The sequence below is a fragment of the Bradyrhizobium sp. 482_C4_N1_8 genome (genome assembly GCF_052075965.1).
Classification (GTDB): domain Bacteria; phylum Pseudomonadota; class Alphaproteobacteria; order Rhizobiales; family Xanthobacteraceae; genus Bradyrhizobium; species Bradyrhizobium barranii.
Genome location: NZ_CP197231.1, coordinates 8094564 through 8109468 on the forward strand (window position 1 = coordinate 8094564; position 14905 = coordinate 8109468).

The window sequence follows — 14905 nt, forward strand, 5'->3', positions numbered from 1 at the left end:
TGGCCGGGCTTGTCCCGGCCATCCACGCCCCACCATGGGCGCACAAGAACGTGGATGCCCGGGACATCTAGCGCGAAGACGCGCTTCGCGCTTCTGCCCGGACATGACGTCCCCCACAAACAGTCAACATCGATCCCAACGGAGACCACCATGACCAAAGTTCTCGTCCTCTATTATTCCGCCTATGGCCACATCGAAGCGATGGCCCATGCCGTCGCCGAAGGCGCGCGCGAGGCCGGCGCCACCGTCGACATCAAGCGCGTGCCTGAGCTGGTGCCGGCCGAGGTCGCCAAGGCCTCGTACTACAAGGTCGACCAGGCTGCGCCCGTCGCCAAGATCGAGGACCTCGCCAATTACGATGCGATCATCGTCGGCACCGGCACCCGCTTCGGCCGCATGGCCTCGCAGATGGCGAACTTCTTGGACCAGGCCGGCGGGCTCTGGGCCAAGGGCGCGCTGCACGGCAAGGTCGGTGGCGCCTTCACCGCGAGCGCGACCCAGCATGGCGGCCAGGAGACGACGCTGTTCTCGATCATCACCAACCTCTTGCATTTCGGCATGGTCGTGGTCGGTCTGAACTATGGCTTTGCCGGCCAGATGAAGCTCGACGAGGTCACCGGCGGCGCCCCCTACGGCGCCACCACGATCACCGGCGGTGACGGCAGCCGCCAGCCCAGCGCCAACGAGCTCGCCGGCGCGCGCTATCAGGGCCGCCAGATCGCGGAGACCGCCAAGAAACTTCATGGCTGAACTTCATGGCTGAGCGCAGTTAGGCTTTATGCACGAACGACTGCATGGCTGATGCGACGCGGGCGGCGTTCTCATTCGGGAACGCCGCCCCATTTACGTGGTCGGGATATTTGACCAAAGCGATACGAATGGCTTTCGAACTCTTGTTGATCGCGCAGATGATCCGCAGGCCTGCGCAAGCATTGGCGCGGCGCTGGTATTGCCGCAGCCTGTTCCGCGCCTCGCGCGGCCGGTTGCATTGCGCCGGGTGCGCGAAATCGTAAGGCGCGAGCGGTCCGTCACGCCTGCGTGAGGTCGGCGTGGGGCTTGATTGAATCCGTCGGAACGGGTGCTGCAGCCGTCGAAAGCCACCAGCCCTCACCGGCAAACCAGCACGTCTCGTCCGGAGCGCCGCCTCTGCGCAGCGACTGTACGCTCTCCCATCCTTTCGCGAACGCCTCGGCCAATCGCCGGCCGGCATCCGCGTCCTGCAGTCCCGCGCAGCCGATGAACTGGGCTCGACTCAGGAATTTCGCCGGCCAGACCGTGCCCTCGTCCGGGCGCGTGATCATCAACATGCCACCGAGCATGCCCTCCGGCGCCAACGGAAACACCAGCCGGCCGCCGGGCCGCAGCGCATCGAGCCATTCCGTGGCCGGCTGCGCCGCACCCGCACAGACATAGATCACATCCGCTCCCGGTAAATCGGACGCGATGCCCGAGCGATCTTCCAGCTCGACATGCGGGATGTCCTTCAGATTTTCGCGCGCGAGCGCCGCCAGGCCTTCGTCGATCTCATAGGCATGGACACGGCCCGAAGGTCCCGTGAGCTCGGCGAGAAGGGCCGTGTAGTAGCCGCTGCCCGCACCGATCTGGATCACCGTCTCGCCTTCCCGCACACCGCAGCCGCTGAGCCAATAGGCGTGCGCGCCCGGCATCCCGATATTGAGGCCGCGCGCCGGATCCAGCGCCAGAAGCGTGTTCTGATAGAGGAAGGCGGGATCATCGTCGGGCGTCACGACATAGGGATGGCCACCGACGGAGATCGACCACGGTCCGGGTCCGGCGAAGGGTTCGCGCCTGACCGTGCTAAAGGCCTGCTCGATACGGGGATCCGTCGTCTTGGCCGCAGCGCAGATCAACTGCGCATAGAATGCGCGATATTTCGCCGAACGATCTTCCATGTCGCCTCCGGAAAGCGGGGGCGACGATAGCACAACGCGCGCGATCATCGAAGCTCGGCGCAATCGAAGGCTTTGTGACAGCCCGGTGACGTGTCGATCGCGCGGGCCACGCCTCAACCGCGTTCGGTCTTCTTCCTGATGAGGTCTTTACCGATCGGTCGCGCCGGCTCGCTCCGCAGCACGAGCGAGGTCGTCACAGTGCCGAAGCCGGCGATACGATCCACGATCGTCTCCAGATCTTCCGGCGCCGGAACCAGCACCTTGAGCACGAAGCAATCATCGCCGGTCACGCGATGGACTTCGACGATGTGCGGAATCTCGCCGAACCGTTTGAGGCAGGTCTTGATGTGCTCATGCGAGGTGCGCAGGCGGACCAGCGCCATCAGGCCGAGCCCTAGCGCGCGCGGATTGATGCGGGCGCCGTAGCCTTCGATAATCCCGGCTTCCTCGAGCCGCTTCACGCGCTCGGAGATGGCCGGCTGAGACAGCCCGACGGAACGGCCGAGCTCGGACAGCGGCACGCGCGCATTGACCTGCAATGCCTCCAGGATCTTCAGATCCTTGGTGTCAATGCTTCCGAAGCGATCCAAGACAATTCTCCATTCCACCTTGAGATCATCGGCAGATGATCTCTTTCGCCGATGACTTGCCATGTGACGCAGCGCCAAGACCGGCCACACTGCACGTGCATCTCAGATATCACGGGACGATCATGCACGACATCATCACCTTGCCCGGCCTCGGCGGCTCCGCAGAAACTCATTGGCAGACACTCTGGGAGCGCAACGATACACGTTTCACGCGGTTTCAGCCGGCGAGCTGGGACCGGCCGGAGCTCGCCGATTGGGAGCAATCCCTGGAGCAGGCGGTCGGGCGCTGCGCGAAACCGCCGGTGCTGGTCGCACACAGCCTCGCTTGCCTGCTGGTGGCGCACTGGGCCACGCGCTTCCCATCCACGATCGCGGGTGCTTTTCTGGTCGCGGTGCCCGATCCCGATGGCGCCAATTTTCCCGCGGAGGCGGCTGCGTTCAAGCCGGTGCCGGACCGCACGCTGCGCTTCCCCTCGCTCATCATCGCCAGCACCGACGATCCCTTTGGCAGGCTCGATAAGACGCAGCAGCGGGCGCGTGCCTGGAAGTCCGGTCTGATCGTGCTGGGCGCCCTTGGCCACATCAATGCGTCGAGCGGGCTCGGCGACTGGCCGCAGGGTCGCGCGCTGCTGGACGCCTTCAGTGCCGGCCTTTCGAGATGACGCGCGTACTGACGGCCTCCGTCACCGCATCTTGCGTATCGCCCTGCTGGCGAAGGCGGCGAGCCTGGGATAGCGACGCAGGTTCTGCGCGGTATGGTCGCGCCATGCATAGGGAGCGCCGCGCCAGGACAGCGCGATGCTGACATCGGTCAACGCGACCTTCTCGGCGCCGAAGCGGCGCTTGTAGTCCTGGTTGCCGATGCTCAGATCGAAACGGCGCACGCCCTCTGCATGCAGCGCCGCCATGGTCCGTTCGGTGACGAGCAGCCCCGGCGAGCAGTTCGGCCATGAATCGGCGGCGTGGCTGATACGCAGAAGGAAATAGCTCGCACCAAACCTGACACCGAACGTGGTGGCGACGACGGCCTCGTCGCAGACCAGCGCCGAGATGACGGCATAGCCCTCCGCGATACCCTGGCGGGTGACCTCGCGATAGAACCGGGCATGAGCGTCGTCGTTGAGGACGAAGCGCGAGCCGAGCTTTCGCATGCGGGCCTGCTGCTGGACATCCATCACGTCCAGCATCTCGCGCGCACGCGCGACATCCGTGGCGATCTCGAACCGCGCGCCGGCATGACGGCTGAAGACCCGCCAGCAGCGCGGCATCTGCATGCGCTTGATCGAGGCCCGATAGGCTTCATAGTCGTCGCCCGTCAGCACGAGGTTGCCGTTGAGCGAGCAGGATCCGATCCGTCCGAGCGACACCAGCGGGTTCGGCTTGTCGCCAACATGGGCCGGCATCTTCTTCAGCCGCAGCAGATCGAAGCAGTCGGGCAAGGCGCGCACCGCGTCGACCAGCGCCCTGCCGATCGCATCCGTCGCCGCAGCGTCCAACGCGGCATCGAGCGCCAGGATCGGCGCGTTGTTGTCGGAGACGCCGAGGTCGGCGAATTCGACGATGCGGATGCCGCGCCTGATGTGGCTGATCATCGGCACCACCGCGATGTCCTTGCCGGTCGCGGCATCGGAGATCAATGCGATCAGCGGTGCAAAGCCGTGAAACGCCTCGTACCATGCGCCGAGCCAGTAACCGTGCTGGAATGCGGTGCGATGCCCCACGCTCAGGCGCGATGCGGCCTGCCGCCAGTCACGCACGAAATCGACAGCGATTCCCGACGTGCTGGACACAAGACCATCTGATTGCTCGACGCTGAGAAACGTCATCCGCGGGACATGCGATTACTGAATGTTTCCAGATAGATTATGTTTGTCGCAGACCACAAGTGACGTAACGGCTTATCGTTAAGCCAACATCACTATCGCTCCGGCTGCGACAAGCTGTCAGCGCTCCGGTTCCGTCTGTTCGACGCACTGGAACCTGGCGAGGAAATGCAGGCCAGCCACTGCAAGCGCGAACATGAACCAGATCGGATTCTGCCGTTCGAGCAGGAACGTCTCGGTGGCCCCGTAATACAGGCCGAACAGCCATACGGTGAGGAACAGTTTTGCCAGCGCGCGACTACGGTTGTGAGCCTGGGCCGACTGGAAATTGCCGAGCGGTGCGAGCACGAAGACGAGGATCACGAGCATCAGCCCCGGCAGGCCGATGGTGACCGCGAGGTCGAGATAGCTGTTGTGGCTGTGCGCCGCGGACGTCGCCCATTCGGCCCCCTGGGCGGTCTGCCGCGCGGTCACGTCGTCCCAGAACGCCGCATAGCCGTGACCGATGATCGGCTTCTCGGCGACGGCCGCGAGCGCGAATTCCCAGATGGCGGACCGGCCGGTGAAGGTGGGATCGAGGGGAAGCAGCCGCGTCAGCGCCCCGAGCGCCGGGCTCAAGACGCTGCCGACCGTCAGCAGGTTCATCACGATCAGCGGCACGAAGCAGATGAGCCGCTTCAGCCACAGGCCTGGCGTGGCATAGACCAGCGAGGCGAGCGCGTAGATCGCAAGGCACAGCACCGTCGACGTCTTGCCGCCGGTGTAGATCAGGAAGATGCCGGCAAGCGCGGCGATCGCGGGCCCCATCACGAACGAGCCGACGCCGCAGAGATAAATACCGACATAGACCAGGATGGTCATCACCGGCGAAGCGATGTTCTTGTGGCCGAAGCTGCCGCGCCAGTCGCCGGCAAGCTGCGGCTCGGTGAGATCGAGCGCGGTGTGCATCGAATATTGCGGCGCGAGGAAGACGCCGAGATAGCACAGCACCAGCAGCACGAGCGCGGCGCCGCCTAGACACAGGTTGAAAGCCCGCTGTGTCGGCGGCAGCAATGGCAACAGCATGGCGAGCGACGTCACGCTGACCGCCAGCACGAAGCGCTGGATCGAAACGCCGCGGCTCTCGGAGAAGACGATGTTGATCAACAGCCAGCCGACGAGGCAAAGATGCAGCGGCGTCACCAGGCTCTTCAGCGCAGGCGCATCGGTGGCGGCGACGAACAACATCGCGACCGCAGCCAGCAGACCCCAGGAGATATAGGTGAGCGCCATGCGCCCGCCGACGACCGTGGTCACATCCTCGTTGCGAAGGTCAGGAAACGGATCGAGCGTGATCAGCACCAGCAGCAGCGCCGCAACCGCGACGAGGCAGCGCGCCGCCCGCGCGGCATTCAGCCCCGCGAGCCCATCGTGCAGGACGCGGCCCAGCGTTCGGGTCTCCACGTCGGTCATGTCAGCGGCGCTGCGATCCATGCTTCGATCCATGGCTCAAGGCAGGTGGTGAAGCCGGGGACGCTTTGAGTCTAGCCCATCCTTGTTAAGCATCCGTCAACCAATAGGGCCGAGGCCTGCGTTGCCGCCTGCGGCCGCACGATGCTGCGCGCGATCTCGTAATATTGCAGCGCCCGCTGCTCCAGCGTGAGATTGTCGAGCACGAAGCCGCGCGGATCGAACGCATCAGCGGTGCAGCCGGCCCAGAAACGGTCCCAGCCAGCCTCGAACCCCCCGATGTCGATGAACTTGGCGCCGCAGCGGTTGTCCCAATACGGCACCGACGACACCGGTGCGAACCGGACGCGGTGCGGATAATAATCCGGGTCACGCCACGGGCCGCCGGGATCCCAGGCGAATACCGGCACGCCGCAGGACAGAGCCTGCTGATAGGCGATGCCCTGACTCTCGTTCTGGCACAGGAAGATCATCGCGCGCGAGCACGCCAGCGCGGCCTGATAGTCTTCTTCCTTGTAGCTGCCGTAGCGCAATTCCGTGAACGAGCGGCCCTCCTTGAGGAGCCGGGCGCGGACGGGCTCGATCAGCTCCGGCGCATAGCGCTCGCGGTCCCAATGGACCTTGTCGTAGATCAGGACGTCGACGGTCTTTTGCGACGGCGCCGACGGCGCCCAGAGATCCGTGTCGATGCCGATCGGCCAGGCCTCCGTGTCGGGCCAGTACGGCCGGTACATGTCGACGTACCAAGGGCCGGGCACCACGACCTTCTTCACCGGCAGCCGCTTGAACAGATCAGGATCGTCCAGCGGATGATTGTGGGCGGCGACGCCGAGCAGGATCGGATTCTTCCACGCGAACTTGTCGAGCAGGAAGGTGCGACCGATGATGCAGGCGAGTTCGTCGGGATGCTGCGCGATGTAGCCGTAATCGTTAACGCGGTAGCGGATGCCGAGCCGGTCGAGCCCTGCGCAGAGATTGAGGAACACGCGAAGCTGCCCGCTCATGCGCGGCTCACCGAGCAGCATCCGGCGCGCCATGCGCCGCAGATGCCGGTCGCCGGGAAACCAGCGATCGTCCTTGTCCTCGTAGAAGAGGTTGAGGACCATGGCATCGGGGTCGTGTTCGAACGTCTTTGCGGGCACTAGATCCATCCGCGGCAAACAGGTCCGCATTCTCGCATGGGACCCGCTGTCGCACTCTTCCAAATTTGCGACAGGCTTAATGCCCGCGGCTTAACGCTAATCTACGAAACCAGAAACACGCAGGCCTTCGCGACAACGATTTGGCCGTAATGCGAGTATCATTCGCGGCGGGCCAATGTCGCGATTGATCGCAATGCCAGTCGGCAGATGCGCCCTGGTTAACAGACCCTTAAAGGCGAGCCGTGGCCCTGATCACTGCCGAAGATGTTCTCGATTTGCCGGCTACCTCGCGCGTCGTTCCGGCGCCGCGTCTCCCGCTGCCGGCCGGCTCAACCACATCGGTGTCCGTCGTCATTCCCGCCAAGAACGTTGCGGCCTATATCGGCGAAACCCTCGCCAGCGCACTGGCGCAAGGCGAGATCACCGAAGTGATCGTCGTCGACGACGGCTCGAGCGACACCACCACGGCCATTGTCCGCGCCATTCGTGACCCGCGGCTGCGCCTGATGACCAACGACTCCGCCGGCGTATCCGCCGCGCGCAATCTCGGCGCACGATATGCGAGCGGCGAATGGCTGCTCTTCCTCGATGCCGACGACCGCCTGCGCCCCGGCGCGGTGGCGGCGCTGCTGGCGGCGGCCCGCGGTGCTCCGCGCGCGGTTCTCGTCTACGGCGACTACAACACGATCGACAGCGAAGGACGGCAGATTGGCCGGCGGGGCCTGCTGAAGGGACGCCGCAAGCCGTCAGGCGACGTGCTGGCGCGGCTCGCGGCCGGCAATTTCATCGTCAATGGCGGCATCGCGCTCGCACGTGCGGAGGCGTTCCGCGCCATCGGCGGCTTCGACACGTCCCTCAGATATTGCGAGGACTGGCATTGCTGGTGCCGCCTCGCCGCTATCGGCGAGTTCGAGTTCGCACCAAAGCTCCTGCTCGACTATCGCCTGCACACCGCCAACACCATGAATGCGGCGGTGCGGACGCCGAAGGACTTCTTCCCTGCGATCGCGCGGGTGTTCGACGATGGGCTGATCCTGGCGAGACTGCCCGAGGGTACGGCGGCCGGGCTGCGCCAGGCCGCCGAGGTCCATCTCGTCACCTATTCGGCGATGCAGGCGGTCCGCTTCGGCAGATATCGCGACGCCTTGGCTTATCTCGGGATGGTCGGCCGGCGCTCGCTCAAATCGCTGCCCCGCGCCGCGGTCAGGGTCGCCCTCGCCCGTTTGGGCATCTAACCCGCGTCACGACACGATTTTCGAGGCCTCATAGGGCTTCGGAGCGAAGCCGAGCGCCGCGAGCATTGAGCCAAGCGCGACCAGCGCGGGATGCATGGCGACGACGGCCTTCGATGTCGCGAGCAGACGGGCCGAGCGCACCAGCGACAGCGGCAGCCGTCCTAGCATCTGCGCGAACACCCGCGCCCGCGCGCCTGCGCTCTGTGCGGCCTTGTACTGCACGCGATAATTGATAGCGCCAATACGCAGGCTGCGCTTGGCGATCCAGCCGAGGCTGGTGCGGCTTTGCGGCACGGTCTCGGTGATGACCGCCTCTGCCGTCCAGTGGAAGATCATGCCGGCATCGCGGCACCGCACGAAGAAATCGCAATCGCCGCCGCCGAGGAAATTGAAGCGCAGGTCGAAGGCGGGACGATCGAACCGCTCGAACGCCGCGCGCGTGATCAGGCAGTTGCCACAGCCATAGATCAGCGGCACCGCGCCGCTGTAATCATATGCGGGGCAGAAGGCGGGATGACGTGCCAGCCAGGGCTTGCTGTCGTCGTCGAAGACCGGCAGCACCGGCCCGCCGACCACGTCGGCGCCGGTCGCCTCCGCGGTGCGAACCATCAGCTCGAGCCAGTCGGGCGAGGCGATCTCGTCGTCGTCGATCATCAGGAAGCGGGTCGCGGCCGGAAACAGCGCCTGGGCCGTCTCGAAGGCGGCGTTGATCGCCTGGCAATTGCCCTGCCGTTTCTCGACCAGGCAAACGCCCTGGAGCCGGTCGTCGGCCAGATACTCCGCGGCAACCGGCGTGCTTTCGCGCCCCACCGCGTCGTTCTCGACCATGACCACCGCGAAGGAGCGCGGCGTGCGCTGGCTCGCGAGCGAGTCCAGCGTCAGCCGCAGATGGTGCGGGCGGCGGAAGCATGGAATGCAGACGACGATGCCGACCGACAGGTCGATGACGCGGGAGCTCGCCGCGATCTCCCGGTTGGGATCGCGCACGGCATCCGAGATCCGGCTGGCGGAAAGGTCTGTCGGGATCAGCGTCATGGCATCCTAGATGTCCGATATGTATTGAAAAAGCCCTGCGTCAATCGCGCAGCAATCGGCGCTGTCCTGCGACGGCACATCGCCGCGGGACATATCAGCCCCAAAATGAACGGCGGGCCCGAGGCTCGCGACGGCGCAACGCCGCCGATCTCCCGCCCTCCATACACTTAACCGCTTTTGCGCGTTTCTCCTGCAAGTCCCTGCATACGTGATAGTGCAATTCGCAGTCCATCACGCGCACAACAGCGCAACATGGACAATGCCGTAGTTAACGCCTGCCCGCATTAACCCGACCGTAAGCACCGCGACCGGTGAAGCGGCCCGGCACCGGATTTGCTCTTCGGGCATGCGAGATTTTTCCTGTAAATTTGAGTCGAACAAGCGCGGTCAGAAAAAATGAACAAGCCAGCCTCGATCGATTTCGCGACAGCCACGGCGATCCAAATCCCAACGGCCACGGCACGCACCCAGGCGCTGCACGATCTGGTCCCCGGCGAAGCCCGCGACAGCCTGCTCGCCGTCCACGACGTGCTCCGCCGCGAGCTGCCGCAGGGCCAGCTCGCCACCTATGAGGCCGGCGGCGGCTCGTGCAGTGTTCTGCCACCGGAGCTGCTCAACCGCAGCAAGGTCACCGTCGTCGACATCGACGAGGATCAGGTCCGCAACAACACTTACGCCGACGAGGCGATCCTAGGCGACGTGCAGACTTACAGCTTTGGACGCGAAACCTTCGATCTGGTGATCTGCTACAACGTGATCGAGCATCTGCCCCATGTCGATGCCGCGCTCCTGAATTTCCGCGACGCACTCAAGCCCGGTGGAATGATCCTGATCGGCGCACCCAATCCGCGCTCGCTGTCGGGCGTCGTCACCAAATACTCGCCGCACTGGTTTCATGTCTGGTTCTACCGGAATATCCGAGGCATCAAGGATGCCGGCCTGCCCGGCGAGCCGCCGTTCCCGACCTTCTTCCATCCGCTGGTGACGCTGCCGCGGCTCGAAACATTCGCCGCGGCCAACGGCCTCGAGATGATCTACCGCCGCGAGGTCGAGAGTCCGCGCTATCCCGAGATGCGCCGGCGCAAGCCGCTGTTCGCCGCTCTGGTCGATGCCGGCGCCGCCGTGATGAACGCCGTGCTGCCGGGCAGGATCGACGTTCGCCGCGGTGATTACCACGTCATTCTGAGGAAGCGCTGACGATCATGGCACGCGCGCGGTCCATCGCGGGACGAGCGAAGCCTTGCGGCATCGCTGCGCGCGGTAACGAACCGTTAATTCCTTGGGGACCTCAGCGTCATCGCGACGCGTCGAAGAGTGGCATGCGCTTAAACGCTTTGTTTGCCATTTCGGTGAATAGTCCCTCAATGAGTATGGTTAATTTTCCCTGTTGCGTTGATTGGGCATCTATATCCCGGGTGCGTGGCGTAAAGCGAAGAGTAACCCCTCAGCCCGCGGTCGTTGGAATGAAAGCTGGGGACTATGCTTGACTACAACCAGCCGATAGATCGGGCCGGACCGGAGGCCCCGCAGCAGAGGCCTCAAGCCGGCTTCAACGTGCTGGAGCTCGTCAATCTGCTCTGGCGGCGAAAGATCGCGATTGCCGCTGCCGCGCTCCTCGGCGCGACGCTTGCCGTCACCGCGGGCAAGAGCGTGACGCCCCGCTACACCGCCACCGCCCAGCTCTATGTCGACCCGCGCGAGCTTCAGCTCGTCGATCGCGAGCTCACGCCGCGCGCGCAGGACGTCTCCGGCATGGCCATGGTGGTGGAGAGCCAGGCGCGCCTGATTACCTCGAACAGCGTGCTGCTCCAGGTGATCCAGCAGGCCAATCTGGACAAGGATCCCGAATTCGGCGGCGGCGGTGACGCCAGGAGCCTGATGTCGTCGCTGCTCGGCCTGATCGGCCTTCAGCCCCGCGCGCCCTCCGCCGCGGAGACGAAGGAAGTGCAGCTCGCGGCGCTCGACGCGCTGAACAGGCACATCACGGTCCGCAAGACCGAGAAGAGCTTCATCGTCGACATCGAGGTCTGGTCGACCGATCCGGCGAAAGCGGCGATGCTCGCCAACACGCTGACAAATGCCTACCTCGCCGAATCCCGCAACTCGCAGGCTTCGGCCGCGCGACGCGCCACCAACGATCTCTCCGGCCGCCTCAAGGAGTTGCGCGAGCGGCTGCGCAGTGCCGAGACCGCGCTCGCCACCTACAAGGCCCAGAACAATTTCGTCGGCACCCAGGACGCGCTGATCAGCGACCAGCAGCTCTCCGCCAGCAACCAGCGGCTTTCCGCGGCCCGCGCGGCGACGATGGACGCACAGGCGCGGCTCGACCAGATCGAAGCGAGCCGGCGCACCGCTGCCGATGCCGGCGCGAATTCGGAAGCGCTGCAATCGCCTACCATCGCAAACCTGCGCGCGCAATATGCCGACGCCCGCAAGAAATATGCGGAGCAGGCCGGCGAGCTCGGCCCGCGGCATCCGGCGCTGCGCCAGACCGAGAAGCAGGTCGAGGATCTCAAGCGCACCATCAACGAAGAGATCGATCGCTTCGCGCAGTCCGCCAAGAACGATCTGACACGCGCCCGCGACTTTGAAGCCTCGCTCAACCGGGCCCTGGAAGCGCAGAAGCGGCAGAGCGTTCAGCTCAGCCAGGCCGCCGTGCGCCTGCGCGAGCTCGAACGCGAGGCCGATGCAAGCCGCGACGTCTATCAGTCCTTCCTCAAGCGCTCGCGCGAGACCGAGGAGCAGGAGACCCTGAACACCTCGGCGGCCCGCGTCATCGGCGAAGCCACCGTGCCGCAGCGGCGCTCGTTCCCGCCGGCGATGAGCATGTTTGCCATGATCGGCTTCATCTTCGGTGCGCTCGCTGCTGCAAGCTGGTTCGTCGCGGCCGAGCTGCTGTCCGCCGGTGCGACCGCGCCGGCAGCGCCCACACCGGCCCGTCGTGAGCGCACGCCGGCACCGCGGGCTCCGCGAGCGCCGGAGATTTCGCGGACACCGGAAGCAGCCCAGCCGCAGCCGGCTCCGCGAGCTCCGGAAATTGCGCAATCTCTACCGGAGCTAGCCGCGCCATCGCTGCAGCCTGAGATGGACGAAAACACGCTGATCGGAAAGCCGCTGATCGCGCGCCTCCAGGAGGCCGACGTCATTCACACGCTCGGCGCCATCCTCGCCACCGGTGGCGGCGTCGATCTGACCCGGCTGGGCTGGCCGACGCTCCGCCCCGGCTTTCCGCTGACGACGCTGCTCAACGCCTGGCGCGACATGCGCACTGCCGTGGCCGGGCGTGCCGGCGGCAAGGCCATGCCGGTCATCGCGCTGGTCGGCGCGGGCGAGACCACCGGGCGCAGCGTGACCGCGCTGAATTTCGCACTCGCGGCCGCGCGCGACGGCGCCCGCGTGCTGATGATCGATGCCGACCATCAGGCACACTCGCTCTCGAACAAGGTGAGCCGCCCCGGCAAGAGCGAGCCAAGCCGGCTCGGCTGGCTCTCGATCGGCAGCAAGGCCTCGCGCGAGATCAAGACGGTCAACGGCATCTCGGTGCTGCCGGCCGCCGACGGCGATGCCGGCAAGGCGACTGAGGCCATGCGCAAGGCCATCGAGCAGGCGCGCGCCGCCGGCGGCTACGATCTCGTGATCCTCGACGGCCCCGTGACGCCGCTTGGTGCAGCCAGCCGCAAGCTGCTCGACGACGCCGACGCGCTGGTGGCAGTGCTGCCGACCAGCCTCGACATCAACGACGGCCTGGAAGAAATCCTGAACACGCTCGGCCGCGCCGAGCGCAAGCTCGTCGGCGTCGTGCTCGACGAGCTCACCCCCGCAACTCAAGCGCGCCAGCGAGGCAGACAATATGCTTGAGCGCCGCGTCAATCTGGACGGCCGGGCCGCAACCGCCGACGTGCCGCGGATCACTATCGGCGGCCTTCGCATGGCCGCGCTCGACCTGGAAGCAACTGCCGATTTCATGATCGAGGCCACCGATCCCAGACATCGCATCGGCCGTCCGCTGCACCTGACCTCGGCCAATGGCGAGGTGTTGGCGCGCTGCTCGACCGAACCGGAGACCGAACGCCTGTTCCGCGGCGCCGACCTCATCAACGCCGATGGCCAGCCGCTGGTCGCGGCGTCAAAGCTGCAATCCTGGTTTCCGCTGCCGGAGCGCGTCGCCACCACCGATTTGTTCCACGTGGTCGCGCGCAAGGCCGAAGCCGTCGGCCGCACTTTCTACATGTTCGGTGCCAGCGAGGAAGAGAACGCCGCGGCGGTCGCGAATGTCCAGCGGCTGTATCCGAACCTCAAGATCGTCGGGTACAGCCACGGCTATCTGCGCGGCGACGCCCTGCGCGCGAAAGTCGAGGAGATCAACGCGCTCGCGCCGGATTACCTCTGGGTCGCGCTCGGCGTGCCCAACGAGCAGGCATTCGTCGAGCAATACACGCCGCTGCTGACCAATGTTGGCGTTATCAAGACATCCGGCGGCTTGTTCAACTTTTTATCGGGCAGCCGGTCCCGCGCGCCGCAGTGGATGCAGAAGATCGGACTCGAATGGGCCTGGCGCACATGGCTCGAGCCGCGCCGCCTGCTCTGGCGCTATTTGACCACCAACCCTCGTGCGCTCTATCTTCTCTTCAGCCGCAAACGGCCTTCCAATCGCTGAGAGAAGAGTAGAAGACGACATGACCGACCGACCGACCGTCCTCGTCACAGGGGGCGCGGGCTATATTGGCTCGCATGCCTGCCGCGCACTGTCTGCCGCCGGCTATCAGCCCGTCGTTTATGACAATCTCTCGACAGGTCATCGCAGCTTCGTCGCCGGTCCGCTGGTGACGGGCGACCTGCTCGACGGCGCCGCGCTGGCGCGCGCCTTCGCCGACCACAAGGTCACGGCGGTGATGCATTTCGCGGCGGCAAGCCTCGTCGGCGAGTCCATGACCGACCCGCAGAAATACTACATCAACAACGTCCAGGGCACGCTGTCGCTGCTGCAGGCGATGCGCAACGCAGGCTGCCAGCGCATCGTGTTCTCCTCGACCGGCGCCGTCTACGGCAACGCCGATTCCAAGGAGCTGCCGGAGGACTTCCCCTGCGCGCCGATCAATCCCTACGGCGCGTCGAAATGGATGATCGAGCGCATGCTCGCCGATTATCGCGCAGCCTATGGCTTCGGCGCATTCTGCCTGCGCTATTTCAACGCCAGCGGCGCCGACCCGGCCGGCGGCATCGGCGAATTGCGTGACAACGAAACGCATCTCATTCCGCGCGCCATGATGGCGCTCCAGGGCCATGTCGACTTCGCCGTGTTCGGCGACGACTACGACACGCCGGACGGCACCGCGATCCGCGACTACATCCACGTCACCGACCTCGCTGCGGCGCATGTCGCAGCACTGAAGCTCCTGGAAACGGGACATGCCGGCGGCACCTTCAATCTGGGCACCGGCTCCGGCTTTTCGGTCCGCGAGATCCTGAACGCCATCAGGCAGGAGACCGGGCGCGAGGTGCCGCACACCATGAAGCCGCGTCGCGCCGGCGATCCCACTTATCTGGTCGCCGATGCCTCTGCCGCGCGAAAAGTGCTGAACTTCGTGCCGCGCCATTCCGACCTGCCGACGGTGATCCGGACTGCCTGGGCCTGGCACCAGACAGCGCATCCGCTCAGGACGCGCTAGACACCCGTATTACGGCTTGCCGGTCGGGCCCCCGAGCGGCTAAAGAGAT

Annotated in this window: 14 protein-coding genes; 8 read left to right on the top strand and 6 right to left on the bottom strand. The window is 65.5% G+C overall.

Annotation, left to right across the window (positions count from 1 at the left end):
* Positions 1-150: 150 nt before the first annotated feature.
* Together wrbA and AB7Z56_RS38445 are read left to right on the top strand one after the other, a co-directional pair.
* Positions 151-750 carry an NAD(P)H:quinone oxidoreductase gene (wrbA, locus tag AB7Z56_RS38440; RefSeq protein WP_063985647.1) on the top strand — a complete coding sequence of 200 codons (600 nt, stop codon included), beginning with the start codon at positions 151-153 and terminating at the stop codon, positions 748-750.
* 44 nt (positions 751-794) lie between these two features.
* The gene (locus AB7Z56_RS38445; protein WP_187388105.1) at positions 795-1013 is read left to right on the top strand and encodes a hypothetical protein; all 219 of its coding nucleotides are present in this window, start codon (positions 795-797) and stop codon (positions 1011-1013) included.
* Between the two features lie 15 nt (positions 1014-1028).
* Here the strand turns inward: AB7Z56_RS38445 and AB7Z56_RS38450 are convergent, their stop codons facing one another.
* Both AB7Z56_RS38450 and AB7Z56_RS38455 read right to left on the bottom strand, forming a co-directional pair.
* Entirely contained in the window at positions 1029-1913 is an 885-nt protein-coding gene (locus tag AB7Z56_RS38450) for a protein-L-isoaspartate O-methyltransferase family protein (RefSeq protein WP_063986712.1), read from the bottom strand.
* 113 nt (positions 1914-2026) lie between these two features.
* Positions 2027-2503 carry an Lrp/AsnC family transcriptional regulator gene (locus AB7Z56_RS38455; RefSeq protein WP_063985648.1) on the bottom strand — a complete coding sequence of 159 codons (477 nt, stop codon included), beginning with the start codon at positions 2501-2503 and terminating at the stop codon, positions 2027-2029.
* A 122-nt stretch (positions 2504-2625) separates the two neighbouring features.
* Here AB7Z56_RS38455 and AB7Z56_RS38460 point away from each other — a divergent pair, with 122 nt between their 5' ends.
* Positions 2626-3165: an RBBP9/YdeN family alpha/beta hydrolase gene (locus tag AB7Z56_RS38460; RefSeq protein ID WP_063985649.1), complete on the top strand. Its 540-nt coding sequence runs from the start codon at positions 2626-2628 to the stop codon at positions 3163-3165.
* Between the two features lie 21 nt (positions 3166-3186).
* Here AB7Z56_RS38460 and AB7Z56_RS38465 read toward each other — a convergent pair whose 3' ends face one another.
* From AB7Z56_RS38465 to AB7Z56_RS38475, 3 genes are all read right to left on the bottom strand, one after another.
* Positions 3187-4329, bottom strand: coding sequence for a GNAT family N-acetyltransferase (locus AB7Z56_RS38465; protein WP_231143642.1), 1143 nt, complete (start codon positions 4327-4329; stop codon positions 3187-3189).
* Positions 4330-4446: 117 nt separating this feature from the next.
* A complete protein-coding gene (locus tag AB7Z56_RS38470) occupies positions 4447-5799 on the bottom strand; it encodes an O-antigen ligase family protein (RefSeq protein ID WP_283017735.1) in 1353 nt (450 codons plus the stop codon).
* 50 nt (positions 5800-5849) lie between these two features.
* Positions 5850-6917 carry a glycosyltransferase gene (locus AB7Z56_RS38475; protein ID WP_441256769.1) on the bottom strand — a complete coding sequence of 356 codons (1068 nt, stop codon included), beginning with the start codon at positions 6915-6917 and terminating at the stop codon, positions 5850-5852.
* A gap of 248 nt (positions 6918-7165) precedes the next feature.
* Here AB7Z56_RS38475 and AB7Z56_RS38480 point away from each other — a divergent pair, with 248 nt between their 5' ends.
* Positions 7166-8152, top strand: a complete 987-nt coding sequence (locus AB7Z56_RS38480) for a glycosyltransferase (RefSeq protein ID WP_038942514.1) — start codon at positions 7166-7168, stop codon at positions 8150-8152.
* A gap of 6 nt (positions 8153-8158) precedes the next feature.
* Here the strand turns inward: AB7Z56_RS38480 and AB7Z56_RS38485 are convergent, their stop codons facing one another.
* Positions 8159-9187: a glycosyltransferase family 2 protein gene (locus AB7Z56_RS38485; protein WP_063985652.1), complete on the bottom strand. Its 1029-nt coding sequence runs from the start codon at positions 9185-9187 to the stop codon at positions 8159-8161.
* Positions 9188-9583: 396 nt separating this feature from the next.
* Here AB7Z56_RS38485 and AB7Z56_RS38490 point away from each other — a divergent pair, with 396 nt between their 5' ends.
* The 4 genes from AB7Z56_RS38490 (at position 9584) to galE (ending at position 14856) form a co-directional block, all read left to right on the top strand.
* Positions 9584-10384 (top strand): class I SAM-dependent methyltransferase, encoded by an 801-nt coding sequence (locus AB7Z56_RS38490; RefSeq protein ID WP_063985653.1) that lies wholly within the window; start codon positions 9584-9586, stop codon positions 10382-10384.
* Positions 10385-10666: 282 nt separating this feature from the next.
* Complete coding sequence (locus tag AB7Z56_RS38495; RefSeq protein ID WP_354098018.1) at positions 10667-13045, top strand: exopolysaccharide transport family protein; 2379 nt, start codon at positions 10667-10669, stop codon at positions 13043-13045.
* On the top strand, positions 13038-13844 hold the full coding sequence (locus AB7Z56_RS38500) for a WecB/TagA/CpsF family glycosyltransferase (RefSeq protein WP_063985655.1): 807 nt from the start codon (positions 13038-13040) through the stop codon (positions 13842-13844). The genes AB7Z56_RS38495 and AB7Z56_RS38500 overlap by 8 nt, the downstream gene beginning before the upstream one ends.
* Positions 13845-13863: 19 nt before the next feature.
* On the top strand, positions 13864-14856 hold the full coding sequence (galE, locus tag AB7Z56_RS38505) for a UDP-glucose 4-epimerase GalE (protein ID WP_441256770.1): 993 nt from the start codon (positions 13864-13866) through the stop codon (positions 14854-14856).
* Positions 14857-14905: the final 49 nt, after the last annotated feature.